Raw genomic sequence first — 12,642 nt, forward strand, 5'->3', positions numbered from 1 at the left:
GTTGGTCTCCTCAGTACGCACAAAACCCCACGTTCTCCTAAATAAACGGAGAACGTGGGGTTTTCAATTACCATTTTGCTGTATGTTCTTCAATGCAACCGAGTAATTGTGTTATGGCTAGTCGAGAGCCGTCTTGTAAATAAACGACGCCGTTATAATAGCCCACCATTTGATATACGGTAGACGTGACGAGTCGAGCGTTGATCTTGGCTTCACGTTTAAAAAATGGAGTGAACGTTAAATTCACATCTTGTGAAAATTTTGATCGAATATGCCAGGGTTTCATAAAGTCTGTATTGTCGTAGGTGAAATTTACATCTTCTGAGATTTTAGACATTTTACCATTAACAAACACAGCATTCTCTGTCATCCCTGTACCATCTGTCCATTTTCCGCCAAAGTTAAGACCTATTCGCTTATTTCCTACGCGTTGAGAAGCCATCGCCCAGTTCCATGAAGCGGTTCTTGGCCAAACCCCACGACCATAATCAAGCACAGCGTAGCTATCTTCGGGATTAAATGAATAGCGCTTGTCCCCAAGTTTTACGAAACCACGAGTTGGCAACGTATGATGTTTGGCAGTATGTTGAAATAATTGACGATTCCATGGAATCACCACATTTAACGAATCATCGTCTTCCGGATGCTCGATATGTAAATCGGCATGAAGCAAATCACCATCAAAATTTGAGATGGTTACGGCCATATGAGTTTCGTTTTGCATATGTAGTAGCTGAACAGTCATTTCGTTATTTGAAAATTTCACTGTTTCAAGTACTTGATTAGGCATATGTACACGTTGTCCAAGTGGAATAGTAACCGTCTTTTCGAAAAAGCGTTGCGTTTCATAATCTAAGAAATAGACACAACAAACGGTCGCATAATCCATATGACGTATGGTGGCTGAAAATAAAATATCTTCACCGAATACACACCAATAATTCCATTTTTTCTTTCGCATAAAATGACCAGACAGATTACTATCAATTAACGGTTTTCGTGAAAAACCGATGGCAGCTGGGTTTAAATTTCCTTTTGAGTCGCATAAAGATATTGGAGCTAGGATCTCACGTTCTGCGTGTTGTTGCACTTTTTGCATCTCGCCACCCTCTCGCCTCTTGAATCATCACGTAAATTTGCTATATACTACTTATTGTAACAAATATATTCATTTAGGGATATTAGCTCAACTGGCAGTTGTTTAAGTCGACGGTACAATCAGAATTAATTCAATAGTAATACGGGGCCGTAGTTTAACGGGAGAATGACACAATGGCATTGTGTAGGCGGCAGTTCGATTCTGCTCGGCTCCATACCTTTTCTTCACTCAAATTTCAACTTGTGCAAACTTAAAACTTGAATGAAGAACTACTAGCACTTTCACTATTTCAGAATAGTGAAAGTGCTATTTTTATGTCATTAAATATGGAGAAATTAATCCGTTTTGTCCTATTATCGGACCGTGTTCAACACCAATTTGTAGAGCTGGTTTTTTTAAAGGTAAAGAAAATATTGACTAAAAAGTGAATTATTTTGAAATTCGAATCGTTTTTTCTCTCTTTTATCCCTTAAAGACGAACATTAAATAGTTATTTAGAACTTAATATTCACCTTTCTGTTGAATGTCTTTTATAAGTTTGTTATATTATCAACATAATAATATTAATAACAGTACTCGTATATGCTCAGTAATATGGTCTGAGCGTTTCTACTTAGTTCCCGATGAAAGAACTGGACTACGAGTTGAAGTATTCGGTTGTTCGGCATTTTTGCTGTTACCATTTTATGATTAGCATGAGTTCAGTTTTGCTTAATTGTTATTACTTTAACTTTCGTAGGTCTAGTAGGTAGAAATCATTCTATTTCCTAGACTTTTTTCTATGGATCAAATCTTCGAGTATATCAAACACCAAGGAGGAAAACGGATTGAAAGCAACAGCTAGTATAAAGGAGAGATTATTAATGAAAAACAATAGGATGAAAAAATCCGCTTTATTAGGAATTATTGCTTTACTGTTTGTATCGGTATTAGCAGGTTGTACTTCAACATCAGAAAAGGATACTGTTCAAGAGAATACTCAAAGACCAATTATGATTCAAGGTCCAATGCCAATAGAAGCTGAAAAATTTGCTGAGAAGTTAGAAAATGTGAAAGAAGAACAATCTGGGGATTTTGTATTTTACATAGGAACTTTAGACAACTATCCTGTAATTGTTGCAAAAACAGGTAAGGGAATGGAAAATACAGCAGCTGCTACAGCAGTGGCGATTGAAAAATATAACCCTATAGCAATCATCAATCAAGGAACATCAGGTGGGCATGATCCAGATTTAAACGTATTTGATATTGTTTTAGGAAAAAGAACGACAAACTTGGGAGCTTTAAAAACAGGAGATAAGGGCGAAGGCGAAGGCATTGATCCTACTACCTGGAAACCTATGGATTTGATGGCTTCTGAAGGAAGTGCAGGAGAAGATCCTAATGCTGAAAAAGCTCGTTTCTACGAGGGAGATAAGGAATTACTCGCAGCTGCAAATGCAGTTAAAGACAAATATACTGAGGGTAAAATTGTCGAGGGTACAATAGGTTCTGCAGACGTTTGGAATAATGAAGTGGATAGAATCAAATGGTTCCACACGAAATATGGCACATCTGTTGAAGAAATGGAGGGTGCAGCGGCAGCACAAATTGCTAAAGCATACGATGTACCATTTTTGGGGATTAGAGTGCTATCTAATAACAAAACAAATGGTGGTCAATACAACCCAGATACGGCAACCGCATGTCAGGAATATGTTTATGAAGTAGTGAAAAAATATATATCTACAATGCCAAGCGAATAATATAGTAGACCCACATTTACTTCAAACCAAGTAAACAATTGCACAGCTGGAAGTGTGAAGGTCGTCGGTTAGATGCCGAGCTACTCCATTATAGTAATAAACCACTCATATCAATTAATGAGTGGTTTATTTTTTTAGTTTTTCAACCAAAAAATATGACCTTATTTTCATAGCAGTTTAATATATCCGGAATTCTCAAGTATTCTTTATTGCTATCAACCCAGTCATATTGTTAGTGGTCTACATATTGTAATTCATATGAATTGAAGAAAGGGAGACTCATTTGAACGAACACCTAAGAAACATATATAGGTTAATCAATCTTGATCCAAACGCATTTAAGCTTTTGACGTTCTCGAAGCATCACTTTTGCTTGCGGGGAGAATTAAATGTCTGACTTTAATCCACAGAAATTATCAGTGAAACTCATGCCGCCTGCTACTTCCGAACAACCAATAGAAGGAAGGAAATATACGCTCACTCATTCTGATATTACTGCTGAATTATTTTTAGATATTGGATATGTGTACAATTATGAGGCTGTTAACTGGAAAATGCGGGATGAAGTGCTGGCGAAATGGAAAAAAGATAAGCATGGTCGTTTAAATTTAGTAGGAAAGGCATATATAGATGGAGGAGAGTTCGGTGAAAGTGTTTCAGGCATTCGTTTTAACATATTCAAAAAAGAAATGGAAACTGCACTAAAAGGAATTGTATATGGAGACCTACCATTTTACGATAACTATCCCGACTTGCTTGATGCCCCCATATTTATATATTATGAATCAGTTTATCCACAATATCGTCAGATTTATTACTATGGGACACCGCGCCAATATTTAGAGCAAATCTAGAATTCAGAGACGTTAGCACCTACTTAATCTTTGTGATTAAATAGGTGCTTTTTGTTTTATGTCGAACTAGCAGACATATTGTCAATTTATGCTGAATTCAAAACAATTCCTTTTCAATGTAAGTTACTTACATTAATATGAAGATTACATCTTATTTTTCAGATTTTTTTATAGTCCTAATCGTCTATTCATAACGAGTTTTATTCTAAGTGGTGGATTAAATTTTTAATTGGAGTGAAATATGAAAGAAACTAAAACAAAATTCAAATTCACAAGACTTCAAAAAATCGTTTTAAGTGTCACTGTTTTAGCGTTAATTGGCTATATTGGTTTTAGTATGTATGGGGAAAACCGTCCTATCATTAAAAAAGACGGAACAATTACAGAAAAAGCAACTGAAGATGGTGGGAAAATTATAATTGTAGATGAAGGGAAGAAGATACCAGTTGAAGAGGAATTTCCTTTCACTATGAAAGATTCTCAAGTAGCTACCGCCATTCATGCTATGTCTCATCAAAAAATTGAAGCGGATGAAAAGTGGGGGTTGCTGCCTTTAACTACAGAACGAGTGGCAAGATTAATGGACGTAATTGAAACCAATAAGAATGATTATAAAAATGCGCGTTTATATATGGGGATTCTTACTCGTTGGTCGGAAAATGATTTCTCACAAATAGACCTTGAACACAATCAAATTTGGGAAAGCCAAGGTGGTACGATTGGAAGAGCAACAGGCATTCTTAGCTATGAAGAAGAAGTAAAGTATATTGAACAATATTATGAGTAAAAGAGGCACTCACAGATTGTGAATGCTTTTTTTGCTGTATTGTAGTAAAACCATTCCAATTCACTTGATACTATCTGATTGAAAAGGGAAACGATATGGTTACCTGTGTGCCCAATCCAACTTTACTTTGGATGGGATGGATATTTTCCCGTGTTGTCGTTCAATAATTTTATACGTAAGCATCAAGCCGAGCCCAAACCCTTTGTCGTTGTTTGAATAGAATGGCTCGCCCAACTTCTGAAAATGGTCCTCCGGAATTCCGACCCCATAATCAATACCATTCAGTGCAATCCAATCGCCGTCCGGTCTAATAGTAATGCAGAGTTCCGTCTGCAAACATTGAGTCAATGCCATTTTGAATAACATTTAAAATTGCTTGTTCAAGTAACCCTTCTTCGCTTCATATAATAGGATCTTTCAAGCCATATTGAATTATGTAGTCAGTATAATCTTGATTAGAGTTGATCTTGAATAACCACTTATGTAATAGAGTAAGATAGTTGGTATAGAACTAATTAATAGAAGAAATGTTGGTGAAACCCATCTCGTAACATGGTACATTAGATTCAAGAAGAGCTTTGTAGAATACGTGAGGCAAGGCTTCATTATAAAAAGGTTGAAGGCAGGCGGGGAGAATAGAATTTTTAGCATTTTCATTATCAGAAATTCCAAATGTATTAATTACATTGGTTATTGCCTTTACGCTTCATGAATTTATGCATGCGTGGATGGCTTCAGTTTTCGGGGATGACACAGCAAAGAATGCAGGACGTGTTACGCTGAATCTGCTTAAGCACTTGGATGTATTCGGAACCCTATTAATATTTATCGCAGGAATTGGTTGGGCTAAACCCGTACCAGTCAATAGTACATACTTTGCAACCAGACGTGTCCAATCCATCATCGTTAGTTTAGTTGGACCTCTTAGCAACTTTGTTTTAGCCTTTATCGGATTTAGTATTTTTTATTTTATTCCAGTAAACCAATCGTTTGAAGCATTTCTTAACATCTTTGTGACTCTTAATGTAGTACTAGGCGTCTTTAATTTATTACCGCTTCCACCGTTAGACGGCTACCGCATTGTATCCAGCTTGTTTCCAACAAACATCCAGATGAAACTTGTGCCTTTAGAAACGTACGGTTCCATAATATTTTTAGTGGTGATGTTAACGCCAATTGGTGATTTCACCATACTGCCATTTATCAGTAGCAGTATAGGTATAGTTATGAATTCGTTCTACTCATTTTATGAATTACTGTTGCCAAATTAATAATTCGAATTTTATCATGTACCACTCATGTTTTTTTTATGAGTGGTTTTTTGTTTATAAAGAATTCAGGAGGGAAGCCGATATGCAAAATTTTTACCATTTTAGCAACCATTTCATTGTTAACGGTGGGAATGATGACCGTCAACCTGTCTAGCACAGTACGTGCGATCAAGCTAACTCAGATGCCATATAGAAGGATTAACGGAATGGAGTAGACAGTAATTACGAATCCATACCCCTCACATTAATACACCAAATACACTCCTACTCACTAACAGACAATCCATTCTTCTAATTCATTCGATTGTTACATAATCTCTCTTGAGGGGGAATTTACATGTACAATCGCCAGGCAGCTGTTCAATATGCAAATACATGGTGGAATTCAAATAATCCTGCGTATCCGATCTTTGACGATGATTGCACGAATTATATCTCGCAGTGCTTAAGGGCAGGGGGAGCACCTATGCGCGGCTATCCCACACGTGATAAAGGGTGGTGGATAGGCGGAGGTACTTGGAGTTTTAGTTGGAGCACCTCACACTCACTTCGTTGGTACTTGGATACGTCAACGGTTGGTTTGCAAGCTACTAAAGTAGCGAATGCCAGTGATCTGCAATTAGGAGATGTCATTAGCTATGATTTTCAAAATGATGGCCGTTTTGACCATACCACAATTGTAACGGGGTTTAACGGGAGGGAACCGCTAGTAAATGCGCATACAGCTAGTAGTCGGCAAAGAGATTGGCGATATACGTCATCTCCAGCTTTTTTAGATGAAACAAGGTATATTTTCTTCCACATTAAAGATTCATTTACATGAAAAAACCCTTGGGTTACCAAGGGTTTCACTTGTTTTTATAATAAAAACGTTAAAAATTAGTCTTCTGCAGGTACATGCCACATTGCTGCGATTGTGCCCTCGCCAGCATGGACAGCAAGAACAGAGCTGATTTCACCGACGCGTACTTCTAGATTTGGTACTTTTGCTTGAATTAAGTTTTTCAATTCTTCCGCTTGAGCCAACACATTACCTTGCATAAGATCAATTGAACGAACGCCGTCTTTTTCGTAAGCATCAACGGCTTTATCAACTAAATAGTTAAGTGCTTTCTTTTGAGAACGTACTTTATCAAGTGCTTTTAATTCGCCAATTTCATTTAAATGAATAATTGGCTTAACTTGCAATAAGCTTCCTAAGAAAAATTGAACGCCACTCATGCGTCCGCCTTTATATAGCTGGTTTAAATTGCCGATTAGGATGTAGTTTCGTAAGTTTTTCACTTCGCCACGCAGTTTTTCTGCAATTTCTTGCAAATTCATGCCACGATCCTGTAGGAAAAGTCCACGCTCTACAAGTTTTGTAATCCCAGATGATAAAGCAAGTGAGTCCACACATTCCATTTGAACTTCAGCAATTTCTGCACCTGATTTAGATGAAGACATAGTTCCGCTTAATTTTGAAGAAACATGTACGGCTAAAATCGCTTCGTAATCTTCGCTGATTTTTTCGTACAGTTTGGCAAATTCACCTGCAGCTGGTTGTGACGTTTTTGGGAATTCATCGGCATTACGAATACGATCGTAAAGTTGTTCGGATGTTAAATCGACTCCATCCGCGTATTGTTCTTGTCCAAAATGAATGGCTAATGGTACAACATGTACATCAGGGTGGGCAGCAAGAATATCACTAACATAAGCGGTACTATCAACTACCCAAGCAATTGGTTTCTTTGTCATCAACTTAACACCCTATCTTTATTTAAGAATTTTGATTATTTAATATTATACCATCAAAAGTATTATATCGCGATGGTCTTAGGTTTTAAAAGAAATAAAGCTATTCCAATAATAATGTTAAGAGCGTTTCCATTTTTGTTCACCAAAGGATTGTTGGAAGTCAAAACGGTGTCGATACATAATTAATATAATCGCAACAATAATGGGCCATGCACGTTGAACTTCATTAAAATAGAACACTGATCCAATATACGCTAAATAAGCGAAAATCATGCTGAGTGTGGCACTTCGAATGAATGGAATAACAAGGAAAAACGCAACACTGAAAGCAATCGCAAATAGTAGATTAAATGTCAGTCCAATCCCTACAAAAGTCGCGATCCCTTTACCGCCTCTACCTTTTAACCAGATTGGAAACATATGACCACAAATTACGAGTAGACCACCAAGTGCAACTGCCCATTCTGGATAGCCGAAATAGCGTCCTGCAAGAATAACGATGACTCCCTTTAGAGCATCACCCAAAAATGTCAGTAGGAATGCACCTTTTCCAATCACCGCTCCTGCATTACGAGCACCTAAGTTACCACTACGATGATCGCGTAAATCAGTTTTATATAATTTCCCAACCCACCAAGCTGTTAGGACATTGCCGAGTAAAAAGGACGCGATGAAATAAACAATCATGCGATACCCCCAGTTCATACTTTCTTTCTATTATGAAGGAAAGGAAGCATTAGGGGAATAACCAAATATAATTAGGAGGAAATTGGATAGTTGCGACAATAACAGTTAAAGTTGCGACAATAACGTGAAAAGTTGCGACGATAACCAATAAAGTTGCGACAATAACATGAAAAGTTACGACGATATCTCTATTCGCTCAGGAGAATCATTTCATGCCAATAAAAAAGCCTACGATTTTTCGTCGTAGGCCACCAATTAGTTCTGTTTTAATCGCACTAAACGAAACGCGCCGTCAATTCCTTGAAGGGAAGCTTCAAAGTAATCAGTTGAATACTGGGCAAGTAATGTTTCTGACTCGGAATTCCGTAATAAATCCTCAAATCCTTGTTGACTTAATACTAAATCATCACCAACACTTTGGTTTTGAATGCGAGCAGCCATATTCACTGTACGCCCAAAGTAATCGAGTAAATCGTTGGCATTCACCGCGATTACTGGACCGCTGTAAAAGCCAACTTTGATAGAAACAGGTTGTGACAAGTTTGCATTTAACTCATGTACTTGAGCTTGAATTGCGTGCGCTGCTTTTAGAGCCAAAGTATCTTGGTAAAAGCCAGCCATAACAGAGTCGCCTATCGTTTTGATAATTGTGCCGTGATTAGATTGAATATGTTTTTTCAAGTAATCAAAGTGCTTTTTCACATCCGAATAGGCAAGTGCGTCACCAATGGCTTCATATAATTTCGTAGACCCTTTTAAATCCGTAAATAAAATCGTCATTTCACCAACGCCAATTTGTTGATCAGGAGACAATACTTCCGTTGCAAATAAATCACGGAACAGTTGGAGGGACGTTACTTCACGAGCGGTTAACGCAAATGAATCCCATTCCGTTTCTTCTAGGGCAACCACAATTTCATAGTTCGCATGATTATCAATGAGGATCTCATCTTGCGTACGAATCACGTCTGTAGTAAATCCTGATTCTGTATACGTAAGGCTATCCTTAACTTCGGAATCTTCACGATTAATGTCAACACTGTGATTAAACTTTACTACTCGCAAACGCAACTCTTGCGGCCAATTTTTCACGTTCATCGTGCGGCTTTCGCCAGGCGGAATGCGAGTCTGTGCGACAACATGTGGGGAGTTCATTGGGCCATTCAGACAAAATAGTTGTTCATCTGTTTTTCGAATGGATGGATTAATGATGAATCGCATTTCAACGTAGCGATCGAAATTCACTTCGTAATCCACTCCACACAAATCACAATGGACCGAGTTGCTCAATTGTCTCAACGAAGTAGTTTGTTCTTTAGAGACACGACAGTTTGGACACATTAAACTCCATTGTTGATTAAGTAAACCTGCCTTAGTCGCTAGTAAAAACATTTCTATCGTTTCAAGTTTCGCGTAGCCACGCTCATACGCCCATTTTAAAGGCTTAATATGACTCACTTCATCGTCGTTATGTGCAGTTATCATATGTACTAAACTATGTATCATTTGTTCATTCGAAAAAGTGTTGCGAAGTCTTTCTAGCAATATCGTCATACGCTCTGTATTTACGGATATTGACTGCTTTTTCTGAGGTCTAGGATCGTCCGCTGATGTATTTTCTTTGTACGATAAAGTGTAAGGAAAAATGCGGCGGAGTTGAGGAATAATTATCATCTTTAATGCGATCTTTCCAAGAATATTTCGAATGGTGAAATCTGAATCTAGGATAAGACGTGTTCGAGTGTCACTGACTCGTTGTAAACTGACCGTCCATAAAGCACGTGCAACAGGTCCGATTGAATAAGTTCTCTCTATGACGTAATGCGAAAATTTAACCCACTCGAACGTGTGCTCAGTCCAAGCCGTTTTTACGAGACCTAATGCTTTTGCTTCCGCTTTCCGATGTAACACTTCGTTATCGTATGAGTAGTTCGAAAACTGGACAGGGAACAGCCCAATGTATTCATTTAAATGGTTCGTATCGGATAGAAGAGTCCACAAGTCTGCAATCGATAAGTCGAATTCGCGTTCTTCGTGAAAGATGACATTCTTGTTCATAAGCAGGCTCCAATCTCTATTACGTATATTTAAGGCGGATATCAATAAATGTATCGATATTTTGGTAGAATAAATCGATTAGAGACGGATCAAAATGCTTCCCTCGTTGTTCCAATAGGAAGGTCATGATATCTTCCATGGACCATGCCTTCTTATACACACGTTCACTTGATAAAGCATCAAAAACATCGGCAATGGCAGTAATGCGTCCAAAGATATGAATCTCTTGTTCTTTTAGACCATTCGGGTAACCAGTTCCATCCCATTTTTCATGATGTTCATGTGCAATAATCGCTGCTGTACGTAACAATTGGCGGCTTGAATGTTTGAACACATGGTAACCAATAGATGTGTGCGTTTTCATCAAATCAAATTCTTCTTTAGATAATGGACCAGGTTTTAATAAAATCGTATCTGGAATCGCTACTTTTCCAATGTCGTGCATAGGGGAAGCGAGTTTTAACAAACGACACTGGGACTCGGATAAACCAGCTAACTTCGCTAATTCATAAGAATATTTTGCAACACGTTTTACATGATGACCTGTTTCTTGTGAACGACTTTCCCCGATTTCACCCATGGTCTCAATCATTTCTCTTTGGGTTTCAATGAGTTCATTGCGTAAGATGGAAGATTCTAATGACTTACCAGAGTAAGAAGCTGCTAATGTTAAGACTTCCTTATCCCGTTCTGTAAATATTTCACTAACGGTCATTTTATTGATTGCTTGAAAAGCTCCGATGACAATCCCTTCAGAGTTTCGAAAAGGAATGCATAAGACAGATTTTGTCCGATAGCCAGTGGAGCGGTCGATTGCTTCATTAAAACGTACATCTTCATATGCATCATTTACAATAATTGATTCGCCGGTAGAAAAACTATGACCTATGAACCCACTTTTCTCAGGAATAATTACTCGTTCAATCCCATGTGCTACAATAGTCCATAGTTGATGAGTTTCTGGATTGTGTAGCCAAACCGTGCAGCGATCTGCAAGGACAAGACTTTTTCCTAAGTCGGCTAAAATCATTAGTAACTTATCTAAATCAGTTTCTGCTGTGATTTTCCCCATATATTCAAAAATGACCGCAAGTAATTCTTCTGACTGCAGCTCGTTTTGAGGATGAAAAGAGGGTATTGGATCATTTTTAAACATATCGAAAATCCTTCCTAGCTAGAAGCGATGGTTGTTTTTTTAAGGAAATTGTTGGTATGATAATATTACCATAGGTTAAACGAATCTAATAGTTTAGATAAGCGACGCCTGGACTGTTTTTTCATCGATTTGGAGGAGCTTGGAATGACGGTATTTAGTTATTTGCTCATAGGCCATTTAATAGGCGATTTCTTGTTTCAAACGAGTTGGATGGCGATGTTCAAGGCAACCAAATGGCTACCTTTAGTCGTACATTGCGTCGTTTATACCATTTCCGTAACTGCCGTAGTTTTCTTTGGCTATGGTTTATTGTCGATAGGGGCAATAGCACTCTTATTCGTAAGTCATATATTCTTAGATCGACGCGTATTTGTTGCCTGGTGGGTAAAACAGATCATGCAGACAAAAGGTTCGGAGTCAAAATGGCTTAGTATTATGGTCGATCAAATTTTCCACATAATCATTTTAGGTGCAGTTGCACACATTTGGTTTTAACTTGTTAGCGAAAAGGAGAACTTACACATGAATGAACAATCTTTATCAGTACGCGATGCAATACTACAACGCCGCTCAGTCAAAGTATTTAATGGACAACCTGTAGAACGCGACACATTAATGACAGTTTTGGAAGATGCAAAATGGGCACCAAACCACGGAAACCGTGAACCATGGAGATTAGTTGTTGCTTGTGGTAGAGAATTGACTGAACTACATACGGTGTTACGCGAATTTGGCGTAGCAAAGTGGAAAGACCTTTCTGAAGACGATTTAGCCAAGCAAATGAAAAAATTTGTAACTCCTGGAGCTTATGCATTTGTGGTCGTTTCTGAAGATGTACGTCAAAAAGAACGATTAGAAGATTTTGCTGCGGCAAGTAGTTACATCCAAAATGCGCAATTATTAGCTTGGGACTTAGGTATTGGAGCTTGTTGGAAAACACCTCCATTTTTAGATGCACCGAAATTCCGTGAAGCTCTAGGCGTAAAAAAAGCTGAACGAATTATTAGCATGCTACAATTCGGTTATTTTGACGAAATGCCAAAAGCCAAACCTCGCAAATCTGTCGAAGAATTCGTTACTTTCTTCGGTTCAAAATAAAAAAATCCCGACTCATCGCACTTATGCGAGCGTCGGGATTTTTTACTTATTAGGCAAGCCAGTTTATCACTCAGGTTTCCGGTGAGCTTTGGAAAGCAATCCATGCTGCACTATTATCTAGAGAATGAGTACAATGTGGATGTGACA

Annotated in this window: 13 protein-coding genes, 1 tRNA gene and 1 riboswitch; of the genes, 8 read left to right on the plus strand and 6 right to left on the minus strand. The window is 38.0% G+C overall.

The window, feature by feature from the left end; all coding sequences use genetic code 11:
• Positions 1–67: 67 nt before the first annotated feature.
• Positions 68–1,099 (minus strand): DUF2804 domain-containing protein, encoded by a 1,032-nt coding sequence (locus ACFPYN_RS16755; RefSeq protein ID WP_377735732.1) that lies wholly within the window; start codon positions 1,097–1,099, stop codon positions 68–70.
• 143 nt (positions 1,100–1,242) lie between these two features.
• Between ACFPYN_RS16755 and ACFPYN_RS16760 the strand changes: the two genes are divergently transcribed.
• The 4 genes from ACFPYN_RS16760 (at position 1,243) to ACFPYN_RS16775 (ending at position 4,485) form a co-directional block, all read left to right on the plus strand.
• Positions 1,243–1,313 (plus strand) — tRNA-Ala (locus ACFPYN_RS16760).
• Between the two features lie 342 nt (positions 1,314–1,655).
• Positions 1,656–1,759: riboswitch (purine riboswitch) on the plus strand.
• A 203-nt stretch (positions 1,760–1,962) separates the two neighbouring features.
• Positions 1,963–2,844, plus strand: a complete 882-nt coding sequence (locus tag ACFPYN_RS16765) for a 5'-methylthioadenosine/S-adenosylhomocysteine nucleosidase (protein ID WP_377735881.1) — start codon at positions 1,963–1,965, stop codon at positions 2,842–2,844.
• 389 nt (positions 2,845–3,233) lie between these two features.
• Positions 3,234–3,698: a staygreen family protein gene (locus ACFPYN_RS16770; protein WP_377735734.1), complete on the plus strand. Its 465-nt coding sequence runs from the start codon at positions 3,234–3,236 to the stop codon at positions 3,696–3,698.
• 241 nt (positions 3,699–3,939) lie between these two features.
• Complete coding sequence (locus ACFPYN_RS16775) at positions 3,940–4,485, plus strand: DUF6241 domain-containing protein (RefSeq protein ID WP_377735735.1); 546 nt, start codon at positions 3,940–3,942, stop codon at positions 4,483–4,485.
• Positions 4,486–4,584: 99 nt separating this feature from the next.
• On the opposite strand, the gene ACFPYN_RS16780 is transcribed toward ACFPYN_RS16775, so the two are convergent.
• Positions 4,585–4,851, minus strand: a complete 267-nt coding sequence (locus ACFPYN_RS16780) for an ATP-binding protein (protein ID WP_377735736.1) — start codon at positions 4,849–4,851, stop codon at positions 4,585–4,587.
• A gap of 320 nt (positions 4,852–5,171) precedes the next feature.
• On the opposite strand from ACFPYN_RS16780, the gene ACFPYN_RS16785 reads away from it, so the two are divergent.
• Both ACFPYN_RS16785 and ACFPYN_RS16790 read left to right on the plus strand, forming a co-directional pair.
• Complete coding sequence (locus tag ACFPYN_RS16785) at positions 5,172–5,756, plus strand: site-2 protease family protein (protein ID WP_377735737.1); 585 nt, start codon at positions 5,172–5,174, stop codon at positions 5,754–5,756.
• 337 nt (positions 5,757–6,093) lie between these two features.
• Positions 6,094–6,579 carry an amidase domain-containing protein gene (locus ACFPYN_RS16790; RefSeq protein WP_377735738.1) on the plus strand — a complete coding sequence of 162 codons (486 nt, stop codon included), beginning with the start codon at positions 6,094–6,096 and terminating at the stop codon, positions 6,577–6,579.
• 56 nt (positions 6,580–6,635) lie between these two features.
• Here the strand turns inward: ACFPYN_RS16790 and ACFPYN_RS16795 are convergent, their stop codons facing one another.
• The 4 genes from ACFPYN_RS16795 to ACFPYN_RS16810 all read right to left on the minus strand — a co-directional run bounded on the left by ACFPYN_RS16795 (position 6,636) and on the right by ACFPYN_RS16810 (position 11,397).
• Positions 6,636–7,496, minus strand: a complete 861-nt coding sequence (locus ACFPYN_RS16795; protein WP_377735739.1) for a DegV family protein — start codon at positions 7,494–7,496, stop codon at positions 6,636–6,638.
• 117 nt (positions 7,497–7,613) lie between these two features.
• A complete protein-coding gene (locus ACFPYN_RS16800; protein ID WP_377735740.1) occupies positions 7,614–8,183 on the minus strand; it encodes a glycerol-3-phosphate acyltransferase in 570 nt (189 codons plus the stop codon).
• A gap of 255 nt (positions 8,184–8,438) precedes the next feature.
• Positions 8,439–10,241 carry an adenylate/guanylate cyclase domain-containing protein gene (locus tag ACFPYN_RS16805; RefSeq protein WP_377735741.1) on the minus strand — a complete coding sequence of 601 codons (1,803 nt, stop codon included), beginning with the start codon at positions 10,239–10,241 and terminating at the stop codon, positions 8,439–8,441.
• Positions 10,242–10,260: 19 nt separating this feature from the next.
• Positions 10,261–11,397 carry an HD domain-containing phosphohydrolase gene (locus ACFPYN_RS16810; protein WP_377735743.1) on the minus strand — a complete coding sequence of 379 codons (1,137 nt, stop codon included), beginning with the start codon at positions 11,395–11,397 and terminating at the stop codon, positions 10,261–10,263.
• A gap of 144 nt (positions 11,398–11,541) precedes the next feature.
• Here ACFPYN_RS16810 and ACFPYN_RS16815 point away from each other — a divergent pair, with 144 nt between their 5' ends.
• A complete protein-coding gene (locus ACFPYN_RS16815) occupies positions 11,542–11,892 on the plus strand; it encodes a DUF3307 domain-containing protein (protein WP_377735744.1) in 351 nt (116 codons plus the stop codon).
• 27 nt (positions 11,893–11,919) lie between these two features.
• Positions 11,920–12,495: a nitroreductase family protein gene (locus ACFPYN_RS16820; protein ID WP_377735745.1), complete on the plus strand. Its 576-nt coding sequence runs from the start codon at positions 11,920–11,922 to the stop codon at positions 12,493–12,495.
• The last annotated feature ends 147 nt before the right edge of the window (positions 12,496–12,642 follow it).

This window comes from Paenisporosarcina macmurdoensis (assembly GCF_042658845.1).
GTDB lineage: Bacteria > Bacillota > Bacilli > Bacillales_A > Planococcaceae > Paenisporosarcina > Paenisporosarcina macmurdoensis.